22 protein-coding genes are annotated in these 24100 nt (G+C 41.3%); 18 read left to right on the forward strand and 4 right to left on the reverse strand.

The features are described 5' to 3' along the window. The first annotated feature begins 7 nt into the window (after nt 1-7). From trmB to SMUL_RS04250, 10 genes are all read left to right on the forward strand, one after another. Nucleotides 8-1186, forward strand: coding sequence for a tRNA (guanosine(46)-N7)-methyltransferase TrmB (gene trmB / locus SMUL_RS04205; RefSeq protein WP_025344015.1), 1179 nt, complete (start codon nt 8-10; stop codon nt 1184-1186). Then, a complete protein-coding gene (locus tag SMUL_RS04210) occupies nt 1170-1841 on the forward strand; it encodes a cell division ATP-binding protein FtsE (RefSeq protein ID WP_025344016.1) in 672 nt (223 codons plus the stop codon). The genes trmB and SMUL_RS04210 overlap by 17 nt, the downstream gene beginning before the upstream one ends. Next, nucleotides 1828-2637, forward strand: a complete 810-nt coding sequence (locus tag SMUL_RS04215) for a cell division protein FtsX (protein ID WP_025344017.1) — start codon at nt 1828-1830, stop codon at nt 2635-2637. Before SMUL_RS04210 ends, SMUL_RS04215 begins: the two co-directional genes overlap by 14 nt. Next, nucleotides 2634-3860, forward strand: coding sequence for a murein hydrolase activator EnvC family protein (locus tag SMUL_RS04220; protein ID WP_025344018.1), 1227 nt, complete (start codon nt 2634-2636; stop codon nt 3858-3860). The genes SMUL_RS04215 and SMUL_RS04220 overlap by 4 nt, the downstream gene beginning before the upstream one ends. 67 nt (nt 3861-3927) lie before the next feature. Beyond that, nucleotides 3928-4647: a UMP kinase gene (gene pyrH / locus SMUL_RS04225; RefSeq protein WP_025344019.1), complete on the forward strand. Its 720-nt coding sequence runs from the start codon at nt 3928-3930 to the stop codon at nt 4645-4647. Nucleotides 4648-4657: 10 nt separating this feature from the next. After that, complete coding sequence (locus SMUL_RS04230; RefSeq protein WP_025344020.1) at nt 4658-4873, forward strand: DNA-directed RNA polymerase subunit omega; 216 nt, start codon at nt 4658-4660, stop codon at nt 4871-4873. A gap of 9 nt (nt 4874-4882) precedes the next feature. Continuing rightward, nucleotides 4883-7039: a RelA/SpoT family protein gene (locus tag SMUL_RS04235; RefSeq protein WP_025344021.1), complete on the forward strand. Its 2157-nt coding sequence runs from the start codon at nt 4883-4885 to the stop codon at nt 7037-7039. Between the two features lie 27 nt (nt 7040-7066). After that, the gene (gene tyrS / locus SMUL_RS04240; RefSeq protein WP_025344022.1) at nt 7067-8272 is read left to right on the forward strand and encodes a tyrosine--tRNA ligase; all 1206 of its coding nucleotides are present in this window, start codon (nt 7067-7069) and stop codon (nt 8270-8272) included. Then, nucleotides 8272-9369 carry a nitronate monooxygenase gene (locus SMUL_RS04245; protein WP_025344023.1) on the forward strand — a complete coding sequence of 366 codons (1098 nt, stop codon included), beginning with the start codon at nt 8272-8274 and terminating at the stop codon, nt 9367-9369. The genes tyrS and SMUL_RS04245 overlap by 1 nt, the downstream gene beginning before the upstream one ends. Beyond that, nucleotides 9353-10999 (forward strand): N-acetylmuramoyl-L-alanine amidase, encoded by a 1647-nt coding sequence (locus SMUL_RS04250; RefSeq protein WP_025344024.1) that lies wholly within the window; start codon nt 9353-9355, stop codon nt 10997-10999. Before SMUL_RS04245 ends, SMUL_RS04250 begins: the two co-directional genes overlap by 17 nt. Here SMUL_RS04250 and SMUL_RS04255 read toward each other — a convergent pair. From SMUL_RS04255 to aspS, 3 genes are read right to left on the reverse strand one after another with little or no spacing between them, the layout of a single operon-like run. Then, nucleotides 10981-11694, reverse strand: coding sequence for a competence/damage-inducible protein A (locus tag SMUL_RS04255; RefSeq protein WP_025344025.1), 714 nt, complete (start codon nt 11692-11694; stop codon nt 10981-10983). The two genes, SMUL_RS04250 and SMUL_RS04255, sit on opposite strands and share 19 nt — an antisense overlap. Further along, entirely contained in the window at nt 11694-12266 is a 573-nt protein-coding gene (locus tag SMUL_RS04260; RefSeq protein ID WP_025344026.1) for an adenylate kinase, read from the reverse strand. Before SMUL_RS04260 ends, SMUL_RS04255 begins: the two co-directional genes overlap by 1 nt. Nucleotides 12267-12280: 14 nt before the next feature. After that, on the reverse strand, nt 12281-14029 hold the full coding sequence (aspS, locus tag SMUL_RS04265) for an aspartate--tRNA ligase (protein ID WP_025344027.1): 1749 nt from the start codon (nt 14027-14029) through the stop codon (nt 12281-12283). 143 nt (nt 14030-14172) lie between these two features. On the opposite strand from aspS, the gene SMUL_RS04270 reads away from it, so the two are divergent. Then, a complete protein-coding gene (locus tag SMUL_RS04270) occupies nt 14173-15012 on the forward strand; it encodes a GGDEF domain-containing protein (protein WP_025344028.1) in 840 nt (279 codons plus the stop codon). 28 nt (nt 15013-15040) lie between these two features. On the opposite strand, the gene SMUL_RS04275 is transcribed toward SMUL_RS04270, so the two are convergent. Beyond that, nucleotides 15041-15607, reverse strand: a complete 567-nt coding sequence (locus SMUL_RS04275) for a YajG family lipoprotein (RefSeq protein ID WP_025344029.1) — start codon at nt 15605-15607, stop codon at nt 15041-15043. Between the two features lie 98 nt (nt 15608-15705). Here SMUL_RS04275 and SMUL_RS04280 point away from each other — a divergent pair, with 98 nt between their 5' ends. The 7 genes from SMUL_RS04280 (at nt 15706) to SMUL_RS04310 (ending at nt 24100) form a co-directional block, all read left to right on the forward strand. Continuing rightward, nucleotides 15706-16584 carry an NAD(+) kinase gene (locus SMUL_RS04280; protein WP_025344030.1) on the forward strand — a complete coding sequence of 293 codons (879 nt, stop codon included), beginning with the start codon at nt 15706-15708 and terminating at the stop codon, nt 16582-16584. Next, a complete protein-coding gene (locus SMUL_RS04285; RefSeq protein ID WP_025344031.1) occupies nt 16581-18122 on the forward strand; it encodes a DNA repair protein RecN in 1542 nt (513 codons plus the stop codon). The genes SMUL_RS04280 and SMUL_RS04285 overlap by 4 nt, the downstream gene beginning before the upstream one ends. Before the next feature lie 101 nt (nt 18123-18223). Beyond that, entirely contained in the window at nt 18224-19873 is a 1650-nt protein-coding gene (locus SMUL_RS04290) for a lactate permease LctP family transporter (RefSeq protein WP_025344032.1), read from the forward strand. Nucleotides 19874-19994: 121 nt separating this feature from the next. Further along, nucleotides 19995-21248: a response regulator gene (locus SMUL_RS04295; protein WP_025344033.1), complete on the forward strand. Its 1254-nt coding sequence runs from the start codon at nt 19995-19997 to the stop codon at nt 21246-21248. After that, nucleotides 21249-22049, forward strand: coding sequence for a TatD family hydrolase (locus tag SMUL_RS04300; RefSeq protein ID WP_025344034.1), 801 nt, complete (start codon nt 21249-21251; stop codon nt 22047-22049). Between the two features lie 37 nt (nt 22050-22086). Further along, complete coding sequence (locus tag SMUL_RS04305) at nt 22087-23328, forward strand: lytic transglycosylase domain-containing protein (protein ID WP_025344035.1); 1242 nt, start codon at nt 22087-22089, stop codon at nt 23326-23328. Then, on the forward strand, nt 23309-24100 hold the full coding sequence (locus SMUL_RS04310; RefSeq protein ID WP_025344036.1) for a septal ring lytic transglycosylase RlpA family protein: 792 nt from the start codon (nt 23309-23311) through the stop codon (nt 24098-24100). The genes SMUL_RS04305 and SMUL_RS04310 overlap by 20 nt, the downstream gene beginning before the upstream one ends.

Consider the following 24100-nt stretch of genomic DNA (forward strand, 5'->3'; position numbering starts at 1 on the left):
GCTTTTTATGCCAAATTTTCATACCAAGACACTAAAACCTTTACAGTATCCTTGCACCTATAAAGAGACCACATTTACGTATGAAGCCCGCTCAAAAAGGGGCAATACATTGGTGATGGCCTCGACGCAAGGGGAGCAGGTACTCATTCGAATTCAGCAAAAAGAAGATGGAGTTTTGTTGGTCAAGGGCGATAAAGTCACCCGTCCAACTCAAGCCTCTTTTTTACAAAAAGTGTTGATTGATTTTCGTGATGCAAGTGAAGCTGAGGAGATTTTCTCCAACATTGAGCCTAAAAAGTTCTTACATGTAAAGCATTCGCCTTACCTCAAAGAGATTGAATTTTTTGCAAACCACTTTGATGCGAAGCGCGAAATTTGGGTCGAAGTTGGCTTTGGAAGCGGACGCCATCTGTTGCATCAAGCGAAGAAAAACCCTCATATCCAATTTATTGGACTGGAGATTCACAAGCCTTCCATCGAGCAAGTGTTAAAGCAGTGTGAGCTTCAAAATATTGACAATATTCTCGTGATTGATTACGATGCGAGGCTGTTTATGGAGTTTTTACCTTCCAATGTGGTGGGGCGCATTTTTGTGCATTTCCCCGTACCTTGGGATAAAAAACCACACCGTCGTGTCTTCTCGGCCGCGTTTATTGAAGAGGCGCTGCGTGTTTTACATGTAAACGCAACGTTGGAGCTTAGAACCGATAGTCCGCTCTATTTTGAGTTTACCTTTTCGCAGATGATGCAACTGAGCAAAGCGGATGTACATGTAAAGAAAAATGCCGAGTTAGAGATAACCAGTAAGTACGAAGATCGTTGGCGCAAAATGGAAAAAGATATCTACGATGTGATCTTAACCAATGAAATTGAGGCCGCACCGATCCCAAAACTGGGCAGATTGCACTTTGATGATGGGGTTGATTTTGCTAAAATTAGGGATGCTTTTAAAGACGAACTTCTGCGAGGTGAGGGCTTTTTTGTCCACTTTGAAGAGCTGTTTGAAATCGATGAAAAAAGTGGACTCATTCGCCTCTCTTTTGGTGCCAATGAACGTAATGAACGCTGTTTTATACAGATCCAAGAGGGAAAAGTTTCGTATCTTCCTGAGACAATTTTGGCAACGAAAAGTAATTTTTCTGCCCATACCTTAATTAAAGAGTGGTTTCATGGAATATGTGATTAAAGCCAGTGGCTTAAATATTAGCTACGATAGAGATGAACCCATTATTACCGATGCAAGCATGCAGATTAAAGCGCAAGAGTTTGTTTTTATTACGGGTAAAAGTGGCAGTGGTAAATCGACGATTATCAAGTCTTTGTATGGTGAACTTTCCCCCAATCACGGCAATCTGAATGTCTGTGGTATCGATTTTAACAATATTAGCAGTTCCAAACTTAACCTCTTAAGACGCTATTTGGGCGTGGTTTTTCAAGACTATAAACTGATCGATGAGTGGACGGTGGAGCAAAACGTGATGTTGCCTCTCATCATCGGTGGATTTTCAAAAAACGTCTGTAGCAAACAGGCGCATAAGCTTTTAAAACACGTCAAACTGCTGCATAAAATCAATAAATATCCGTATGAACTCAGCGGTGGGGAACAACAACGCGTAGCAATGGCACGCGCACTTGCCCACAATCCAGTGCTGATTTTAGCCGATGAGCCCACAGGCAATCTAGACAGCTATTCCAGCGAAGTGATCTGGAATCTGCTTAAAGGTGCTAAAGAGCATCTGGGCACGACCGTACTGGTGGTAACGCACAATATTCCCTCAACACTTGGCATTGATTACAAACACTATTTCTTAGAAGGTGGCGTATTGCATGAGGTCAGTTAGCAGCCATTTTTCCATTATGATCTCTGTTTTTGTCTTGCTCTTTTCGTTTCAATTTACGAATCTGATTAAGAGCATTGTCAATGACTACGCGACCAAAGTTGTCAATGACTACGCTATTGTCGTTGTCTCCTCAACGGAGCTTAAAGAAGAAGAGCTTAAAAAACAGATTCCTGAGATTGAGAGTTTATCGGAAATCAGCAGTAAGAAGATCTTGGATCGTCTTAAAAATGATATGTCTTCTAAAAATTTGGCCCTTTTGCAAGTGGCATTGCCTAAGTTTTATTCCCTCAAACTTGAATCCATTCCCAATAAAAAAAGAGTCGAAGCCATCAAACAAAAACTCTTGAGCATTACCTCCATTTCGCGCATTGAAACCTTTGCAAAGACGCATGAAAAAATGTTTAAAATGTTACAGCTTTTGCAAACGATGGTCTATATTTTTGCTTTCTTTGTCGCATTTGTGGCGATTTTACTGATTTTTAAACAGATACGAATTTGGACGTATGAGCATCATCGACGTATGTCCATTATGACGCTTTTTGGAGCCTCCTTTTTTATGAAAAGTGCGATGTTGTACCGTATGACACTGGTCGATTCGCTTTTTAGCTCCATTTTGGTATGTGCCCTTTACACCATCGCTCCTAAGATGGGTGTTGTTCAAACGTTTGCCGCTGAGCTTGATATTGTTATTCCTCCTTTTGATCTCTTGGCGGAAGGGGGCACACTGATAGGTGCATCTATTCTCTTTTCACTCTTTGCCGTGACGATTGTGGCACGTAAGATTGGTCGTGTATGAGAGCATGGTGTTTGGGTGTGGCAGTTTTACTGCCGTTAATGGTCATTGCCGCTCCCAATACGGCACAAAAAATTAATGAAAAAGCCAAAACACTCCAAGAAAAACTTCAAGCAGAAAAGCAGATTCATGGAAAACTTCAAGATATAGCAAACGACATTGTTGAGGGTGAAAAAGAGATTGAAAAGATTAAAGACAAAATTGAAACGTTAAGCAACACGATTGATGAATCGCAAGAGACTGTGGCTCGTAAATCAGAATACCTTGAAAAACTCACCAAAGATACCCAACTGCTCTCTTCACAAAAGAAAGATTTAGAGCAGAAAATCATCAAAATTATTGCAGAAGATTTCTCCTTTTATCTGGTTTCCGATAGTGATTATTTGGACAATGAAGATGGTATTTTAGTCGATGAAGTGCTTCAAAAGATGGATACGATTATGCGTAAAGAGTTTGGTAAACTCTCCTCCGATTATAAGCAAATCAACGATCAAATCTCCTCTCAAAGCCATGAAATTAAGACGATTCATACAGAAATTCAAAGTGCTAAAAGTAAAAAAGATGAGTTAGTTGCATTAGAAAAAAAGCGTGAAAGCTCCATCTTGACGCTCAATTCTAAAAAAATGAGTTACAAAAAACAATTGGATGACATTGCCAAAGAGCGCGATGAAATTCGCGCAACGCTGGAGCAACTCAAAATCATTAAAGTGCAAGAAGAGAGCAAACGTTTAGCTGAAAAAAATGCTGCCAAACGAGACAAATCGCCTACAACCGTGGGTGGAAGTGATAACACTATCCGTCAAATTGGCTCTTCATATCAAAATAGCACGGTTAAAAAATATGTGGGAGAGCGTACCATCGCACCGTTGGATAGTTACAGTGTTAAGCGCAAATTTGGCGATTATGTTGATCCTGTTTATAAGATCAAAATTTTCAATGAATCCGTTGTGTTAGCCTCTTCAACACCGGATGCAACCGTCAAAAGTGTCCTCAACGGTAAAGTCATTTATGCTAAAGATACTGCTTCCATGGAAAAAGTGGTTATTATTGAAAATAGCGATGAGATTCATACGATTTATGCCCATCTTTCTAAAATTGCTCCTACGATTCAAGTAGGGCAAAAGATTAAAAAAGGGTATGTGATTGGTCGTGTGGATAACGATCTTACCTTTGAAGTGACGCAGAAGAACTTTCATATTGACCCACTTGAGCTGATTGCAAAGTAACTTTTTAGGTCTTTTAGGATAGAATAAAGAAGTTTTCTATGCCTAGATGCAGAAAGGTTTATACAATATGGAGAAGAGAAAAAGGGTTTTAGTTAAATTCTCTGGTGAAGCACTTGCTGGTGATAATGGGTTTGGTATTGACACTTCTATTTTAAAATTTATCGCCGATGAGATCAAATCATTGGTGATTCATAACATTGAAGTGGGTATCGTCATCGGTGGTGGAAATATCATTCGAGGAGTGAGTGCCGCCAAAGATGGTATTATCAAACGTACCAGCGGAGATTATATGGGAATGCTATCAACCGTGATTAATAGCATTGCAATGCAAGAAGCGCTTGAACACGTTGGAATGGAAGTACGCGTTCAAAGTGCCATCAAAATGGAAGCAATTTGCGAAACGTTTATCGTAAGACGTGCGCAACGTCACTTTGAAAAAGGGCGTATTGTTATTTTTGCCGCAGGTACTGGCAATCCTTTCTTTACAACCGATACGGCTGCAACACTGCGAGCGATTGAAATTGGCGCAGATATGATTATTAAAGCAACCAAGGTTGATGGTGTTTATGACAAAGATCCTAAAAAATTCCCAGATGCCACCAAACTAGCAGAGCTTACGTACGATAGAGCGATGGATGACAATATTAAAGTCATGGACGATACCTCTATTGCGCTTGCAAAAGACAATAATCTTCCTATCGTTATCTGCAATATGTTTGCCAAAGGGAATTTACAGAAAATTATTGAGGGTAACTTAGAGAGTTGCTCAATCGTTAGAATTAAATAAGGAAAATAAAATGGAAAGAACAGAAGAAATTACCGCAAGAGCACTATCTCTTGTAGGACAAGATCGTTATAGATTGGTGATGATGGTTTCTAAAAGAGCTGAGCAGCTTTCAAATGGTGCAGAACCACTCATTAAAGCAGATAAAAACAAACAAAAGTTTACAGACATTGCCCTTCTTGAAATTGCCGAAGGCAAAATTAGATTAGAATCAATTACGGACTTATAGTAGCCTGTTTTGGAAGAGTTAGTCGAAATTGTTAAAGAGTGTAAACGCTCTGATAAAGCGGTTGAACTCTTATACAAATATGTCAAACCAACTGCTAATGTTGAAAAAGCCGTTGCTTTTACGATAGCCAAACATCAAGGGCAGTATCGTAAAAGCGGTGAAGAGTATGTCATTCACCCTATTTTAGTATGCGTTTTTGTTGCCTACTTAGGGGGTGATGAATCGATGATCGTTGCTGGCTTATTGCATGATGTCGTCGAAGATACCTCCTGTTCAACTGAAGATATCAAAGCGATGTTTGGCGAAGAAGTCGGGCATTTGGTGGATGGTTTGACGAAGATTGTTGAGATTCGCGATATTGAACTCATCCCTTCGTCTTCCAACGACAAATTGGTCGCTTCAGCCCTGACGTTTCGCAAGATGCTCATTGCATCCATTCGCGATGTACGCGTTTTGGTTGTCAAATTGTGTGATAGATTGCACAATATGCTGACTCTCTCAGCACTTGATCCTGTCAAACAGCGTCGTATTGCCGAAGAGACTTTGGTGGTTTATGCCCCTATCGCGCACCGCTTGGGTATCTCTTCGATTAAAAATCTTTTGGAAGATTTCAGCTTTTACTATGTCATGCCCAATGAATATAACAAGATCGATGGTTATATCAAAGAGCATGGGCAACAACTTCAACTGCGCCTCAATCATTTTATCTCTAAAATTAAAAACCATATGCTTCAAGAGGGATTTATCGAGAGTGATTTTACGATTCAAAAACGTATTAAGCATTACTACTCCATTTACCTTAAAATGCAACGCAAAGGTGTAACGATTGAAGAGGTTTTGGATCTTTTAGCGATTCGGATTATTGTGCGTACACCGATTGATTGTTACCGTGCACTTGGCATTGTGCATCAGCATTTTAAACCTCTGATTTCTCGCTTTAAAGATTATATTGCGATTCCAAAAGAGAATGGGTATCAGACGATTCATACAACCGTCTTTGATGATAAGTCCATTGTTGAGTCGCAAATAAGAACCTATGATATGAATAAAACGGCAGAGTATGGCGTAGCCGCGCACTGGAAGTACAAATCAGGTGGACTCAATCCAAAACTCGATTGGCTCAATGATCTGAACAACCAAAATGAAGATATTGAAAATATTGAAGATTTTTATGCGATTGCCAAAGACAATCTCTACAGCGAAGATATTGCCGTCTTCTCGCCTAAAGGTGACATTTTTACATTGCCACGAGGTGCCACCGTTTTAGACTTTGCCTATGAAGTGCATACCGAAGTAGGGACATACGCAGATGAAGCCTATGTGAATAAACAAAAAGTACCGCTTTTAAGCGAGCTTAAAAATGGCGACATTGTTCGCATCGTCACCTCCAAAGAGCCCAAATACCGATGCAGTTGGGTCAATAGCGTCAAAACAGGAAAAGCAAAGAGTACGATTCAAGCGAATTGCCGCCAAAAGATTAAAGAGATTAACCATAAAGTGGCGATTAAGATTCTCTCTCACGCATTTGGCGTGGCGGAAAATAAAGTAGAAGCGTGGGTTGAACAAGAACACGCCATGAAAAAGATCTTTAAAATCGCAACAGATTCGATCTATTTACAAGATGTGTCCAACACTCTAAAACTGTATGCCATGCAAGATACCTTACTGTTTCCACTGCTTAAAAAAGATCGTTATCACATTAAAAAGCAGAAGTTTGAAAACATTGTGATTTATTCCAATCATCACATTGCCAATGTCTATTTTGACTACTGTTGTCATCCTAAACGAGGCGATGACATCGTTGGATTTAAAAAAGGCAATGATGTTTTTGTGCATCATAAACTGTGTGAACGTGCTGCGAGCTTGATGGAAGAGAGCGAACCAATGGTCTTTGTAAAATGGACGCGAGAAGCGCCTGAACGTTACAAACTCATTGTAAGTTTAGAGAACAAAAAAGGTTCTTTAGCCTCATTTTTAGCTTATTTGGCTAAAATGCAGATCAATTTGGTGACCATAGAGCTTGGAAAAGCCGAAGATGAGGGACATGCAGACTATTTTGAGATGATTTTAGAACTGCCTGATAAAAATGTCAATGCAGTGCGTGAAAACCTCAAAGGAAAATATCGCGTGATCGAATTTGTTTCGGTCAATGATGCTTATAAATAATCGAAGAAGGAAGTAAGAGATATGGATATGCGGATTCAAAATGCGATTCAAGAGATCAAACGAGGCATTAGTGAGATTATTGATGAAGAGCGTATTGGTACATTACTCAAAAATTATTTTGAAAAAGGGGAGACTTTTTTAGTCAAAGCGGGGTTTGATCCAACCGCACCCGATCTTCACTTAGGCCATACGGTTTTACTTCAAAAAATGGCACTGCTTCAAAAATTTGGCGCAGTCGTGCAGTTCTTAATTGGTGATTTTACCGGTATGATCGGTGATCCGACGGGTAAAAATGAGACACGTAAAAAACTGACACGCGAAGTGGTTTTAGCCAACGCGCAAAGCTATAAAGAACAAGTTTTTAAAATTTTAGATCCTGAAAAAACCGTTGTTATGTTTAACTCAGAATGGTTAAGCTCTCTGGGTGCCAGTGGTTTAATTGAACTGACAACGACCTTTAGTGTCGCGCGAATGCTAGAGCGCGAAGATTTTGAAAAACGCTATAAGTCTCAAATGCCAATTTCCATCAGTGAGTTTTTATACCCACTGCTTCAAGGCTATGACAGTGTTGCGATGAAAAGTGACATTGAAATGGGTGGAACCGATCAGAAGTTTAACCTTTTGATGGGACGTCATATGCAACGCACGTATAACATCGGCAAAGAGCAAGCGGTTATTATGATGCCTTTGCTTGAAGGGCTGGATGGCGTTAATAAAATGAGTAAATCCTTGGGCAATTATATTGGCGTTACCGATCTTCCTTCAGAGATGTTTGGTAAGATGCTGAGCATCAGTGATGAATTGATGTGGCGTTATTATGAACTGTTGAGTACTCAAAGTTTAGAAGAGATTGCAGTCCTTAAAAAAGAGGTAGAATCTGGCAACGTGCATCCAAAACATGCCAAAGAGATGATCGCTTTAGAAATCATTGAGCGTTATCATGGTAAAGCAGAAGCGCTAGAAGCCAAAGCAGAGTTTGACCGTGTGCATTCGCAAAATGAGATTCCAACGGATATTGAAACCTTTACATGTAAAGAATACCCCATCTGGATCGCCAAAGCTTTGGTGGACTGCGGACTTGAAATCTCAACATCCCAAGCCAGACGTGACATCAAGCAAGGTGCCGTCAAACTGGATCAAGAAAAAGTAGACGATGAACAATTACAACTGGAATGCGGAGAGTATATTCTGCAAGTTGGTAAGCGAAAATTTGCTCGATTAAAGGTGCAATAATGGCATTTAACCCTCTCAAAATTGGCAAATACACACTGGACTATCCAATTATCCAAGGTGGTATGGGTTTAGGAATTAGCTGGGATAAGCTTGCTGGAACGGTAAGTTTAGAAGGTTGTTTGGGTGTGATTAGCTCTGTGGGAACAGGCTATTATGAAAACACACACTTTAGTAAGAAAAATATCAATACACGCCCTTTTGATACAGAGAATTTCTACTCAAAAGAGGCTTTAACAGCAATTGTGAACAATGCACGTAAGATTTGTGGATCAAAGCCTTTGGCTATGAATATTCTCTACGCGATTAATGATTATGAACGTGTCATTAAAGACTCGTGCGAAGCCGGTGTTAATATTATTATTACCGGAGCGGGGCTTCCCACCAATATGCCTGAATTTACCGCGGATTATCCTGATGTGGCTTTAGTCCCGATTGTCTCATCGGCTAAAGCGCTTAAAATTATCTGTAAACGCTGGACGCAACGTTATAACCGACTTCCTGATGCTATTGTGGTTGAAGGTCCTTTGAGTGGTGGACACCAAGGATTTACCTATGAACAATGTGCCATGGAAGAGTATCAGCTTGAAAATTTGATTGCTCCTATTAAAGAAGAGATCAAAGCGTGGGGCGATTTTCCACTCATTGCAGCAGGTGGCGTATGGGATCATAACGATATTTTAAAAATGATGGCATTAGGTGCGGACGGTGTTCAAATGGGCACCCGTTTTATTGGAACGCATGAGTGTGATGCTGCTCAAAATTTTAAAGAAGTTTTGCTCAAAGCGCATAAGGAAGATATTCAACTCTTTAAATCACCCGTTGGCTATCCCGCGCGAGGAGTAAGAACCAATCTTATTCAGATGGTTGAGAAAAGAGAAGGCCCTCCTATTCGCTGTATTAGTAACTGCGTCAGCCCTTGTCATAGAGGACAAGAGGCTAAAGCAGTAGGTTACTGTATTGCTGATAGTTTGAGTGACGCTTACATGGGAAAATTAGAGACAGGGCTCTTTTTTACAGGAGCCAATGGCTATAAACTCAATGAAATTATTAGTGTGAAAGAATTGATTGTAAAGCTGGTACATGGGGAAGAGAATTAGAGCATTCTTTGTTTTGGTGTTGATGGGGTGTGCTCTTTTTGGCGCACCCAACTATATGCAACAGTTAGAGCAATACGATGCTCAAATGAAAAGTGCCAATAACGATGAGACGTTGCGTGTTTTTCATGGACTCAAAGCGATCTATATTCAAGCAATTATTGGAAGCGATAATGCGCTTAAAAAAGAGACCTTAGAACGCCTCATTAAAACCGCCAAGCTCCTCAAGCTTGATGCTTCAAAGTATGAGGCTGAACTGGCTACTATGAGTAAAGGGAGTCGAAAAACAGCTCCTTCTAAGCCACTTATTCCTCCACCTGCGGCGGAAGAGAGTTTTGCAGCATCAAACAGTAGCCCTAAAACTACCACTGCTCCTGTATCTTCTGCCTTCCCTGCTGCAAAAGAGAGCCAGGTGGCTGCACTGCCTGCAACAACACAGCTCACTTCAACGCTTCCTAAAAGCTATAAGGGAAAAAATGTATTGCATCGTGTTACCACTAGCGAAGAAGAGATTGTGCTTGATTTTGGCTCTGCGGTTGCTGAAAATAGCGTCAAGGTCTTTGTCTTAAAAAGTGCCAATAGTTATAAAAAAATTATCGATCTTCCTGCCATTATTATGAATGCACCTTTAACCATTACGACCCCTAAAAAATTACAAAATCTACGCATCAGCCAGTACAATACCAATACAATCCGCATTATCTTAGATGCTTCAAGTTCCTTTGAGACGTATGTAAGCGTTTTGGATAATCAAGTGATCTTATCGCTGGACAAAAAGCCAATTTTACGTGAGAAAAGAATCATGGCACCAACGGCTGAAGCACCTCAGAACGCACCCATTGTGGCAACTCTCCCTAAGCCTTCCGCCAAAGCGTCTGTAGCCACAACGTCTGTTATTCCTGTTGAGGCACCTTTTGTACCAAGCAAAGCCTCCAGTAAAACAAGGTTGAAGCGAGATAAAACGATCGTGATTGATGCGGGGCATGGTGGTAAGGATGCGGGTGCCATTGGATATAAGCAGCGTTTAGAAAAACATCTGGTACTTAATGTGGCATTGCAACTGGGGAAAGAGCTCAAATCTCGTGGCTATAAAGTCTATTATACCCGTCAAAAAGATGTTTTTATTAAACTACGAGATCGAACGAAGGTTGCCAATGATAAAAATGCCGATCTATTTGTTTCTCTGCACGCCAATGCAGCACCAACGGAAGCAAAAAAACTCTCTATGAAAGGCTTAGAGACCTTCTTTCTCTCTCCCGATCGCTCAGAGCGTTCTAAAAACGTCGCAGCTTTAGAGAACCAATCGGATATGGAAGAGATGGATTTTTACTCCAAAGAGACCTTTCTCAATGTCTTTAATCGTGAGAAGATTGTACTCTCCAACAAAATCGCGATTGATGTGCAATCGAGTATGCTCAAAAGTGTGCGCAAAAAGTACAGCGTGGAAGATGGTGGTGTCAGAGAAGCGCCATTTTGGGTCTTAGTAGGAGCTACGATGCCTTCTGTTTTGGTGGAATTAGGCTATATCAGCAACCCTGAAGAGTCCGATAATATGTTCAATCCTCAGTACCAAAGGCATTTGGTTGATGGTATTAGCGATGGTATTGATCAGTATTACGCTAACAATCCTTGATCGTTAAAATAGCGTGACCACTGCTCGACTTTCTCTTTATCGGCATGGGCAATGTAAATTTCTGCGATACGTTTATCGCCCACAAAACGAGGCAGAGAAGAGAAACTGAGCTCTTTAGGAAGCGCTTCCATAATCTCGATAAGATCATTTTCGGTTGTTTCCACAATGAAGGACTCACTGTAAAGTTTAGGCTGAATAGGGAAGTATTGATCGAGGGCTTCTTTGACCATCGGCCATGCCATTGAAGGAAAACCGGGTGTAAAAAAGAAGCGTTGAAAGAGGGAAAATCCAGGGACGTGATTGACCACATTGTGTAGAAGTTCGGCCTCTGGAGGAAGCATCGCCATTGTGACACGATGAGGATAGGCCTCTTTGCCATACTGCGCTTCAATGAGCTCTTTTGCTTTTACATGTAAGCGTAGAGGTTGGGCTGTAAACACCTCACTAGCGATAGCACGGGTCAGATCATCGGGTGTGGCACCAATACCACCAAAACAGAACATAACGCTTTGGGGATCATCTAAAATCATCTTAAAACAGTTTTGAATCAAAAGAGGTTTGTCTTCGATCACAAAACTCCCTACATGTAAAAGTCCGCGATCTTGGAGTTCTTGGTTGATAAAGGCAAAGTGTTTGTCTACTCTGCGACCATTGAGCAGCTCAGTGCCGATGATCACAGAGTAGAATTGGTGCATCAGATGTTGCTTTTGACGAAATCTTCCATTTCGTTGACGATTTCTTCAATGCTTCTCTCTCCATTGATTTTATGAAGAAGGCTTTTCGCACCGTAAAATGCTTGGATACCTGCTAAGGGCTCTGTATAAACCTTCATACGGTTTTTGAAGACTTGAACGTTATCATCCGCTCCACGTGCACGTCCTAAAACACGGTCACATGCGACTTGCTCACTGACTTCAACTTCAATAACTGAAACCAGTTTAACGGTTGTCTCTGTATCAAGGATCGCATCGAGCGCTTTCATCTGCTCATCGGAGCGTGGGAAGCCGTCTATGAGGACAACATTTTTAGGGCTATTTTTGATAGCACTGACGATGGTATTGATAACAATGTCAAGAGGGACGAGATTGCCTGCACTGACAAACGAATCAATCGTTTTACCCAGTTCACTACCACTTGCCACTTCATCACGAAGCAATTCGCCGGTTGAATAGTGCGCGATCACATCGCAATTTTTCTCAGCAATTAAACTCGCATCCGTTGTTTTACCACTGCCTGGGGCACCAATAATCAAAAATAGTCTCTTCACTAATAAACTCCTCTTTATTTGGTTTTTTCTCTAAGTCTAATGCCAAGGTCACGCAACTGATCACCCTCAACCGCACTTGGAGCACGTGTTAATAAGCATTGTGCTTTTTGGGTTTTAGGGAAGGCAATCACATCACGAATACTCTCACTTTTGGTAATCAGCATCATCAAACGATCAAGTCCAATAGCTAAACCACCATGTGGAGGTGCACCAAATTTAAGCGCATCGAGTAAGAATTCAAACTTCTCATCTGCCTCTTCATCGCTAATGCCAAGAAGCTTAAAGACTTTTTGTTGAATCTCTTTCTTATGAATTCTGATACTACCGCCACCCAGTTCAACACCGTTGAGAACGACATCGTAGGCGATAGACTCCATCTCATCAATCGGTGTGTTGTCAATGTCTTTTGGCATGGTGAAGGGATGGTGAAGTGCTTTGACTCTACCATTTTCGACTTCAAACATCTCAAAATCCACTACCCACACAAACTCAAATCGATCTTTGGGGATAATGTTCATCGCTTCGGCTAAGAAGATACGAAAACGGCCCATGTAATCCAGAACGAGCTTCTTCTCACCCGCACCAAAGAAGATCGCGTCGCCTACATGTAAATCTGCCGCGTTCACAATGGCTTGCAAATCTTCTTCATCAAAGAATTTTGCCAAAGGACCTTTAAGCCCTTCTTCTTTCATTTGAAAATAGCCGAGTCCCGAGGCGCCAAATTTGCGAACATACTCTTCAAACCCTTGCATTTGACGTTTGGAGAAGATAGTGTCGCCATTGGGTACTTTAAGCGCTTTGATACGATTTTTCTTGGTGTCTTTGGCAATGTTACTAAAAATTTCATTTTTACATTTCGCAAAGATGTCAATTACATCAATCATCGAAAGATCATAACGAAGATCAGGTTTGTCGGAGCCGTATTTTTCCATAGCCTCTTTAAAACGAATACGATTAAACGGAGTGGTGATCTCATGACCGCACGCTTTGAAAACATCTTTTAAAAGATTTTCAGTTACTTTCATCACGTCTTCTTGGTCACAAAAACTCATCTCGATGTCAATTTGGGTAAATTCAGGCTGACGATCCGCGCGTAAATCTTCGTCACGGAAACATTTCGCCACTTGGAAATAACGATCAAATCCTGCACACATTAAAAGTTGTTTGAAAAGTTGAGGCGATTGTGGAAGGGCATAAAATTCACCATTGTGAACACGACTTGGAACGAGATAATCGCGTGCTCCCTCAGGCGTTGATTTGGTTAAAATGGGCGTTTCAACTTCCAAAAAGCCTTGCGCATCGAGTGAATTACGAACGGCAATCGTGGCTTTACTTCTCAGTTTAAAAATTTCGTAGGCTTTGGGATTACGAAGATCAAGGTAACGGTACTTCAGACGGACATCTTCACCCACATTGTTATCGCCGATGACAAACGGAACAGTTTCACTGGCATTTTCAATGATCAATTCATCGACAACAATTTCGATTTTACCTGTTTTAAGACGAGGATTTTCCAATCCTTCCCCTCTGGCTCTTACTTTGCCTTTGGCTTTTAAGACAAATTCATCTCTAACGTGGGCGGCAAGGTCATGCGCGCTGATGCTATCTGCTGGGTCGCACACCAGTTGTACCAACCCCGATTTATCACGAAGGTCAATGAAGATAACCCCACCGTGATCTCTGTTGCTATTTGCCCAGCCACACACTTCTACAATCTCGCCAATGTTAGCGATATCTAAATCTGTACAATAATGACTTCTCAATGGTTCTTCCTAAAACGCTTTTTTAAAGTTAAGAGTATAGCTAAAAGTAGCTTTTCTTTAGTTTATTTTTAGAAGGGATTGTCATCTTTTGTGGTACAATCAACTCAAGGCTGTTATAAAAAATCTCTCAATTTTGGGGTAGCATGCATCTCATGATTATGATCGGTGAATTGGTTTTTTTAATTATCGGGGCTCTTTTCTTAGTGCGCGCACTCTCCCCCATTAAGCGGTTGATTTCTGAGCTGCCTGATGGAACGCTAAAGCGGCGTTGGAGACTCTTAAGCAATCTTACACTCTTTTTTCTCCTCTTTTACTTTGTTTTTGGCTATAACTTATGGTTATTGCGTGAAAGCATCACCGTGCTCTCAATGCTTGGCTCTTTAATGCTCCTTTTAGGCGGTATTGCTTCATATGTGATGGGACAACTTGCACTTCAAACCGCCAATGATGTCAAAGATATGGCAATTTTACAGCATGAAAGCATTACAGACGCGCTTACGGGGCTTAAAAACAGGCGCTATTTTGACCAACGCATGAGTGAAGAGGTTGCTCTCTCCTTGCGCCATAAACTTCCTTTGAGTTTAATGCTTTTAGATGTGGATCATTTCAAAAAAATCAACGATACGTATGGGCACCAAATTGGGGATGAAGTCCTCTCCTCGCTTGCTAAACTCATTTCAGGAATGGTGCGCGATAGCGACATTGTTGCCCGATATGGGGGCGAAGAGATTGCCATTATTACTCCTCGAACCAGCAAAGAAGAGGCGGCACTTTTAGCGGAGCGATTACGCGATTTGATTGAAAAAACGACGGTTGCAATGGTTGGAACCACGCAAGAGGTTGTGCAAGTGACGGTGAGTTTGGGGATTTGCTCACTCAGCCCTGTCATTACGGATAAAGATGCCCTCATAGAAGAGAGTGATCAAGCCCTTTACTTGGCAAAAAAATACGGACGAAACAGGGTTGTGGTGAGTAATTGGTAAGCGGGAAGAGAGCTCTCTTCCCGAGGGGTTACATACGTGTTAAGCGTGTTACGATTTGATCGATACTGTCTGTAAATAACGAGTACAAGAACGGCTCTAAATCTTTTGAGTTATATGAAGGTGCGATCCATTTGCTCCCTTTTTGGCGGAAGTTTTGGGTGATCACATCGTCCCCTTTACGCACAACCACTTCAATTTCGATCTCGCCGTTAAGGTTTGCATCAAAATTTTTGTCATTGTAAATAAGCTCAATATCTTTAATAGAGACTTCGACAATCAGGTTCGCTTCATTGCTTGAAGCGTCGGTGTTAAAGCCTGCAAGATTGAGTGCATATCCCAACCCTTCTGTGTATTTCTCAGCAAAATTTTCGTTACTGTAGAAGTTGATGGTGGTGGAACTTTTTTGATCCACATAACCGATAATATTTTTCTTCGCACGTAGATCTTTTACGGGTTTTAGATAAACGACTTTCTTATCGCGTGTGATGGGGCCTTTGTATTCGGCTTTGTACGATTCTAAACTCAATGCTTCATTTTTGTAGGTACAACCGCTAAAAATAAGCAGTGCAACCGCTGCAAAAAAGAGATGTTTCATGGTAGTGCTCCTCGTGTTTGACCTTCTGTGTGGTCTGTCATATCGGCGAATTATAGCATAATCGCTGATTAATAAAAGAGACGCTAAAATGAGGTATCATGAAAATAACCAATCATACAAAAAAATTAACCACGATTACAACCGTAGGGCTTGTCAGCAAACCCAATGATGGCACGCTATGCGGGTATGTGCATGAGATTGAAACGGCGCTGAATAAACACGGTGTTACCTTGCTCATTGAAAAGAAAAGTGCCCAACTTTTAGGGTGTGGCGAAGGGATAAGTTTTGAGCACATGTGCAAAGCGAGTGATTTTCTGATCTCCCTAGGAGGTGATGGCACACTGATCTCGTTGTGTCGCAAAAGCTTCAAGTATCATAAACCCGTTCTTGGGATTCATGCGGGGCAATTAGGGTTTTTAACCGACATTCAGACCGATGAAATCAGCGATTTTATTGAAGAACTTTTTGTGGGAAATTACCGTATTGACACGCGAATGATGCTGGAAGTCTCTTTACATGTAAACGGTAAAGTGGAAAAAGTGGTCGCGTTTAACGACATTGTGTTATCGCGTTCTAAAATATCGCACATGAGCACCATCAAAGCCTATGTGGATGGGCAACTTTTTAATTCGTATTATGGCGATGGTTTGATCGTCTCAACCCCTACAGGCTCAACCGCCTACAACCTCTCAGCAGGAGGTCCTGTGGTCTATCCACTCACCGAAGCGCTGATTATCACGCCGATTTGCCCGCATTCGCTCTCTCAACGGCCGCTTGTGTTGCCTGTCGATTTTGAGATTGCTTTTGAGAGTGATGGCGATACCGTGATTGTCGTGGATGGGCAAGATACCTATACGATGAATGAGATTGAGCGTGTGAGTGTGCGCATCGCGAAGCAAGGGGCGGAGCTGATTCACAGTTTGGATCGAGACTATTTTGAGATATTGAAAAAGAAACTGCATTGGGGGCATTTGTGATAGAGCGCTTGTTGATTAAAAACCATCTCTCCTTTGCGGAGTGTGATATAGCGTTTGAAAAAGGGTTAGTGGTTTTTAGCGGTCCGAGCGGGGCAGGTAAATCGGTGTTGATGCAAGGACTTCTCTCCTTATTTGGTTATGGTGATGTCCATGCCGATGTGATTGAAGCTGTTGTTGGGGAAAAATTAGGACTCGAAGCCTTTGGTTTTGAAGAGGAAGAGCCGAATATTTTTAAATTTCTTAAAGCCAAAAATGCACGCTATTTTATCAACACCCAAGCGGTCTCTAAAAAAGGGATGGTGGAGCTTTCACGCACCTTCGTAAACTACCTCTCAGTCAAAGATAACAGTGAATTTGAAAATAGCCGTCTTTTGAGTTTGCTAGATGGCGTATGTGCGCGTCAGGAGCCCGATCATTACGAAAGAGTGAGTAAATTTGAAACACTTTTCGACGAATATAAAACCTTCAAAGAAGAGCTCAAACAGATCGAAGCAGAAGAGCAAAAAGTCGAAGATCTCAAAGAGTTTGCACGTTTTGAAATTGCCAAAATCAATGAAGTCTCTCCTAAGATCGGTGAAGATGAAGAGCTGCTCAGTTTTAAAAAATCGCTCTCTAAAAAAGAGAAGATTGAAGCGGCGATGCAAAAAGCAGGCACTATTTTTGACCTTGAAAGCAGTGTGATTGAAGTACTCACTCTTATTGAAACCGATAGCAGCTTTTTTGATGCGTGCATGAATGAACTGCGTTTGGTCTTTGAAAAGCAAAATGAAACCCTTGAAGCCCTTGAAGAGATCGATGTGGAATCGCTTCTAGATCGTATCGAAAAGATTGCACAGCTTAAAAAACGGTATGGTTCGATTGAAGAGGCATTGGTGCATAAACACAAGCGTGAAGAGGAACTTGCACGGTATGAAAACATCGCTTTTGAGAAAAGCCAGTTGGAAAAAACCGTTGCGACCTATGAGCGCGAAGTAACGCAAAAGAGCCTACACATCAGTCAAACGCGTCAAACCTATTTACCGCTGTTAGAAGCGCGCCTTAATGACTACCTTTCACAGCTGTATATGCCTTCATTAAACGTGCGTTTGGAAGAGGGCGTCATGAGTGAACTGGGATGTGATGCTTTACATGTAAACCTTGGCAAAGTCGATCTTAAAAAGATCAGTTCTGGCGAATACAACCGTGTGCGTTTGGCATTTTTAGCCACACAGAATGAATTTTTACTCTCACGTGGTGGTGTGCTCATCCTCGATGAGATCGATGCAAATCTCAGTGGTAAGGAGTCCATGAGTGTCGCAAATGTGCTCAAAACGTTGTCTTCAAAATATCAAATCTTTGCGATTTCGCATCAACCACAGCTCTCGTCCGTTGCCAATCAGCATTTTTTGGTCACCAAAGATGCTTTACATGTAAGCCATGTGGTACCACTTGGAGACGCGGAGCGCATTGTGGAATTGGCGCGCATGGTGAGTGGTGAAAATGTGAGCGATGAAGCGATCGTTTTTGCCAAGTCTCTTTTAGAGAGTGCAAATTTGTAACAGTTTTTTTCCACCTCATTTCTACTCGTTGCAAAAATCATACGAATATCATATCTTTTCTTTACTCTGCGTGTAGAGTTTACATTTAAGAGGAGGTTTGTATGCAAACTTGGCAACAAGTTTATTCCCCCATTGCGGGCAGTTTAGGGCTATCTGCACTCGTGGCGTTAATCCCTATTATCTTTTTCTTTCTAGCACTTGCCGTGTTTAGAATGAAAGGTCATTACGCCGCAACGATTACATTAGCGCTTTCTATGATAGTGGCTGTTGTTGGTTTTAGTATGCCTACGAATATGGCATTTGCTTCAGCAGGGTACGGCTTTTTATACGGCCTTTGGCCTATTGCTTGGATTATCGTCGCGTCGGTTTTCCTTTACAAGCTAACGGTCAAAAGTGGGCAATTTGGAATTATTCGTAACTCCATTCTTACGATTACCGATGATCAACGTATCCAAGTCATTCTCATTGGTTTTGCCTTTGGTGCATTTTTAGAAGGTGCTGCTGGTTTTGGTGCTCCTGTTGCGATTACAGCGGCTATTCTTGTTGGACTTGGTTTTCAACCGATTTATGCGGCTGGACTTTGTTTGATTGCAAATACCGCGCCCGTCGCTTTTGGCGCGTTGGGTATTCCTATCTTGGTCGCAGGTAAAGTCACCGGCATCGATCCATTTTTAGTCGGTGCAATGGCAGGACGCCAGCTTCCATTCCTTTCTATCCTTATTCCTCTTTGGATTGTTGCAATGATGGATGGTTGGAGAGGTGTGAAAGAAGTATGGCCGGCGGCTCTTGTGGCTGGTGGTAGTTTTGCATTGTCTCAATACGCAACATCTAACTTCATCGGACCAGAGTTACCCGACGTAACCTCTGCAATCCTCTCTATCGTCTCTTTAACCATTTTCTTAAAATTCTGGAAACCAAAGAATGTTATGAAAGGTCATGTTTCTGCTGAACTTGAGAAAGAGACCCAAAAAGCGCACACAGGTGGCGAAGTGCTTAAAGCATGGTCACCGTTTATTATTCTTTCCATCATGGTAACCATTTGGACGACCAATGCCTTTAAAGCGTATTTTGCTAAAGGTGCCATTATGGCAGGTACCATATTCAACTTTGAGTTTACAAGTATCAGCAACACCATTTTCAAAATGATGCCAATTGTCGCTAAACCTACTGCATTCTCCGTGGTTTATACTTTCAACCCGATTTCGGCTACAGGAACAGCGATCTTCTTTGCGGCGATTATCTCTATGTTTGTGTTACGCGTCAATGTTTCAACAGCGATTAAAACAATGGGTGAAACACTCTTTGAGCTTAAATGGGCGATTTTATCGATCGGTATGGTTTTGGGCTTTGCCTTTGTGATGAACTATTCAGGCATGTCAACAACGATGGCACTTGTGCTTGCAAACACAGGCTTCTTGTTCCCATTCTTCTCTCCAATCCTTGGTTGGTTAGGCGTATTCTTGACAGGTTCAGATACATCATCCAACGCACTTTTCTGCGGATTGCAACAAAATACAGCGCAACAGCTTGGATTGAATGAGACCTTGATGGTTACAGCCAATACAACCGGTGGTGTTTGTGGTAAGATGATTTCTCCTCAATCTATCTCCATTGCATGTGCATCTGCTGGTATTGTTGGAAAAGAGTCAGACCTCTTTAGATTTACCGTAAAACACAGCTTGATTCTTGTCACCATTATGGGCTTAATGACAATGGCACAAGCGTATATCTTTACGTGGATGATTCCTTAATCTTTCGTAATATTCTCACGTTTTGAGGCGGTGGTTTGATCCTCCACCGCCCTCTTTAGGAAATTTCCAAAATTTTATGTTAGAATTGACTTAATCTTACATGTAATGATTAGGAACATTGATGGCACGCGAAAAGATTTTAATTGTTGAAGATAACAAAGCACTTTCCAAATTGATCGTCAAAAAGATGGAGGCCAGTCTGAATTTTGATGTGGATGCCGCCTACAGTTTTGAAGAGGCTCAAACGATTGTTGAAAAGAACAATGATTATTTTGTCGCACTTCTCGATCTTAACCTTCCCGATGCTCCCGATGGTGAAGTGGTGGATATGATCTTATCCTATAAAATTCCCTCCATAATTCTCACAGGTTCGATGGATCAAGAGATACGTGAAAAGATTTTGAAAAAAGATGTGATTGATTATGTCTATAAAGGTAATATCGATGATGTCAATTATATTTTCACGCTGATTGAGAGATTGCATAAAAACCGTGATATTAAAGTCATGATCGTGGATGATTCTATGGCGACACGTTCCCAAATCAAATCCCTGTTACATCACCAAATGTTTAAAGTATTGGTTGCCGCACACGGTGAAGAGGCATTAGCGTTTTTAAAAGACAACCCTGACATCAAGCTTATCTTAACTGATTATTTAATGCCGGTTATTGATGGTGTGGAGCTGACCAAAGAGGTTCGCAAACTCTACAATAAAAATGAACTCTCCATCATTGCGATGACAGCAAGCAATCAAGAACTGATCTCTGCTAAATTTCTTAAAATCGGTGTAAATGATTTTATCAACAAACCTTTTTTGCGAGAAGAGATAGCATGTCGCATTAACAATTCATTGGATGCTTTAGAGTACATTGCTAAAATCAAAGAGATGGCACAAAATGATTTTTTAAGTGGGCTTTCAAACAGGCGCCATTTCTTTGAAGTGATGCGTGAGTATTTTCACGAGGCGAAAAAGCGCGATGAGTCGTTTGCCATAGCCTTAATTGATGTGGATAATTTTAAACAGATCAATGATACCTTAGGTCACCACGTGGGCGATACGGTCATTGTTGAGCTGGCAAAAGCTTTGAGTAAACACCTCACGCATGATCATTTTATTGCACGTTGGGGTGGTGATGAGTTTTGTGTCGTGCTTAAAAATATTGAGCAAAAAAAGGCATTGGAATTTTTTATAAAACTCAAAAGCGCCATTTCAGGGCTTCACATTAAAACCAAAGAGAAAAAAGAGGTGAGTGTGAATATCTCCATTGGGGTGACGTTTGGTGATTTAGAAAGCGTGGAAGAGATGATCAATCAAGCCGATAAGGCACTGTATATTTCGAAAAAGAACGGACGAAACAGGGTAGAGGTCGCCTAAATGATTATTGATACCCATTGCCATTTAGATGATATTCAGTTTAGAAACGATGTCGATAGTGTGATCCAAAATGCGTATAAGAAAGGGGTGCAGGGGATTATTATTCCAGGTGCTGATCGTGAAGATTTAAGCTTCGCTCAAGAGCTTTCCCATCGCTATGAACATATCTTTTTTGCGGCAGGTATTCATCCGTATCATCATGAGCAGTATGACGAAAAAATACTCCGATCTTTTTTGAAAGATGAAAAGTGTATCGCCGTGGGTGAATGTGGATTAGACTATTTTAGATTGCCTGAAGATGCCCATGAAAAAGAGTTTGAAAAAGAGCAACAGCACCATATTTTTGCAAAACAGATTGCTTTAGCACGGGAGCTTAAGAAGCCATTGATCGTCCATATTCGCGATGCAAATGAAGATAGTAAGCGTCTTTTACAAGAAGGCAATGCAGGCGAAGTTGGAGGTGTCCTACACTGTTATAACGCGTCAAAACATCTTTTAGAGTTAGCACAGCATGGCTTTTATTTTGGTATTGGTGGCGTATTAACGTTTAAAAATGCCAAAAATTTAGTCGAAGTTTTACCACTGATTCCCCGCGAAAAACTCCTTATTGAAACGGACGCTCCCTACCTAACACCGATGCCTCACCGAGGTGAACGCAACGAGCCAGCCTATACACTTTTGGTTGCGCAGAAGATGGCAGAGCTTCTAACTATGAGTGTCACCGAACTTCACAATTTAACCTCAAAAAATGCTTTTACACTCTTTAAAGCTTTGGAAAAGATAAAGTTAGCTACAATCTAATAAATCATAAGCAACATTAACACGATAAAGGAGAGGCATGTATAAGGTTATTTTAACCCTTTTTTTTCTGTTTCAGAGTCTCCATGCTTTTTTAAATACCGATAATAACTACGAAAAACAACTCATCGCCCTCAAAAATTTTGACCTTCCAAATACTTTCTTAAAAGATTCTATTTTTATCTCAATGCATGAAGATGTGGAGATTTATAAGACCAAACACTTTTTACGCACACTTGAGAGTGGCGACCGATTTGTGCCTATTTTGCAAAAAATGATGCAAGAAGCGGGCGTTCCTACCGAGTTCTTATACCTTGCCATGACCGAATCGAGTTTTGATCCTTACTCTTCTTCTCCAGCACGAGCTTCAGGCATTTGGCAATTTATCCCTGCAACGGCACGTCATTACGGATTAGCGAATAATGCCTTTGTGGACGAAAGGCGTGATCCTATCAAATCCACCGAAGCAGCGATTGCCTATCTTAAACGGTTGCACGATATGTTTGGAAAATGGTACTTAGCTGCTCTTGCATATAACTGTGGTGAAGGGTATGTTACCAAAGCGATTGCAAAAGCAGGAAGCGATGACATTAGTGTGTTATTGGATGAAAATAAAAAATATCTCCCCAAAGAGAGCAGACTCTATATTCGTAAAATTCTGATGATGAGTTTTATCTCAGGGAGTACGGATTTTATGCTCGATAATGGCTCTGAGTATCTGCTAAATCGCGCCAATAATGCAACGTTTGTCAAAGTTTCTGTTCAAAGCGGCACATCTTTGAGCGATGTTGCTGAGAGTATCGGTATTTCATCAAAGGAACTTAAGTCGTATAACCCCCATCTGAAGCACGCTTTCGTCTCTCCTCTTGGTGCCAAAGGGTATCTTTACATCCCGCAAGATCGTCAAGTTGCCTTTTCTCAAAATTTTGATCAAACGAAAGAGCCTCAAAAATATGCTGTTTATACCACCAAAAAAGGGGACTCACTGCAAAGTATTGCGAAAAGATACGGCGTGAGTTATCAGTCCTTGATGGAGCTTAATAACCTAAAAACGGCTGCATTAAAAACAAAAACAGAATTGGTGGTACCTTCGGGTGTTCCAATGCCTGTCACAACACCTTCTTCTAATAATGCTGAAAAAATCTACGTGATTAAAGCAGGCGACACCATTGAAACCGTAGCGAAAAAGCATGATATTCCTGTTGCACAATTGATCAAAGCCAATAAGAAAAAAAATGCACTTGTAAAAGTGGGAGAGAGTATTGTCATTCCAAAAAATTAGTGGATTAAGCCTTTGTGTTGTCATGATTTTGACTTTTTACGGATGCTCTTCTAAAAACGATAGTTATGCGTATCGTGGTCCAAAACCTACACCGACAATGGTGCCTAATGGCCCGATCAACGATTCTCCTGCCATGCATCGCGCTACGATGCGTCCTTACAGCATTGATGGAAAGATGTATACGCCCACTATGGTTAGCGTTGGGGATTATTTCAGCGGTGTTTCGAGTTGGTATGGCAAAGATTTTCATGGTAAAAAGACCTCGAATGGTGAAGTCTATAATATGTATGAGATGACAGCAGCCCACAAAACCCTTCCAATGAATACCATGCTTAAAGTCACCAATCTTAAAAACAATAAAAGCATTGTGGTTCGCGTGAACGATCGTGGCCCTTTTGTGGGAACACGGATTATCGATCTCTCCTATACGGCGGCAACGCGGATTGAGCTGGTTGCCAATGGCACAGGTCCTGTGGGTATTGAAGTGATTGGTTTTGCCGGTGTTGTCGCACCTGCTGGTTCACCAAAACAGAGTGTCGTGGAGACCGATTATCTGATCCAAATTGGAGCGTTTAGAAGCAAAGAGGGTGCAACGCGCTTTGCTCAAAGCAATATGAATGTCAATAATCGCTACAATGCGATTATTAAAGAGGGAACCTTTGACAATGAGCCAATATACCGTGTATGGCTCAAAGGGTTTGGCAGCGAAGCTGAAGCCTCTGATTTCATTGCAAAAGGGCCACATAAAGGCTCATTTATCGTAAGGGAATAG

The sequence above is a fragment of the Sulfurospirillum multivorans DSM 12446 genome, assembly GCF_000568815.1.
In the GTDB taxonomy this organism is placed as follows: Bacteria; Campylobacterota; Campylobacteria; order Campylobacterales; family Sulfurospirillaceae; genus Sulfurospirillum; species Sulfurospirillum multivorans.

Bases quoted from the DNA above. Each gene is read 5' to 3' on its own strand.
- SMUL_RS04295 (WP_025344033.1), top strand. From the start codon at position 19,995: ATGGCACGCGAAAAGATTTTAATTGTTGAAGATAACAAAGCACTTTCC.
- SMUL_RS04230 (WP_025344020.1), top strand. From the start codon at position 4,658: ATGGAAAGAACAGAAGAAATTACCGCAAGAGCACTATCTCTTGTAGGA.
- SMUL_RS04250 (WP_025344024.1), top strand. From the start codon at position 9,353: ATGGGGAAGAGAATTAGAGCATTCTTTGTTTTGGTGTTGATGGGGTGT.
- SMUL_RS04290 (WP_025344032.1), top strand. From the start codon at position 18,224: ATGCAAACTTGGCAACAAGTTTATTCCCCCATTGCGGGCAGTTTAGGG.
- SMUL_RS04255 (WP_025344025.1), bottom strand. From the start codon at position 11,694: ATGCACCAATTCTACTCTGTGATCATCGGCACTGAGCTGCTCAATGGT.
- SMUL_RS04280 (WP_025344030.1), top strand. From the start codon at position 15,706: ATGAAAATAACCAATCATACAAAAAAATTAACCACGATTACAACCGTA.
- SMUL_RS04215 (WP_025344017.1), top strand. From the start codon at position 1,828: ATGAGGTCAGTTAGCAGCCATTTTTCCATTATGATCTCTGTTTTTGTC.
- SMUL_RS04305 (WP_025344035.1), top strand. From the start codon at position 22,087: ATGTATAAGGTTATTTTAACCCTTTTTTTTCTGTTTCAGAGTCTCCAT.
- SMUL_RS04210 (WP_025344016.1), top strand. From the start codon at position 1,170: ATGGAATATGTGATTAAAGCCAGTGGCTTAAATATTAGCTACGATAGA.
- SMUL_RS04220 (WP_025344018.1), top strand. From the start codon at position 2,634: ATGAGAGCATGGTGTTTGGGTGTGGCAGTTTTACTGCCGTTAATGGTC.
- SMUL_RS04275 (WP_025344029.1), bottom strand. From the start codon at position 15,607: ATGAAACATCTCTTTTTTGCAGCGGTTGCACTGCTTATTTTTAGCGGT.
- SMUL_RS04245 (WP_025344023.1), top strand. From the start codon at position 8,272: ATGGCATTTAACCCTCTCAAAATTGGCAAATACACACTGGACTATCCA.
- trmB (WP_025344015.1), top strand. From the start codon at position 8: ATGCCAAATTTTCATACCAAGACACTAAAACCTTTACAGTATCCTTGC.
- SMUL_RS04300 (WP_025344034.1), top strand. From the start codon at position 21,249: ATGATTATTGATACCCATTGCCATTTAGATGATATTCAGTTTAGAAAC.
- pyrH (WP_025344019.1), top strand. From the start codon at position 3,928: ATGGAGAAGAGAAAAAGGGTTTTAGTTAAATTCTCTGGTGAAGCACTT.
- SMUL_RS04270 (WP_025344028.1), top strand. From the start codon at position 14,173: ATGCATCTCATGATTATGATCGGTGAATTGGTTTTTTTAATTATCGGG.
- tyrS (WP_025344022.1), top strand. From the start codon at position 7,067: ATGCGGATTCAAAATGCGATTCAAGAGATCAAACGAGGCATTAGTGAG.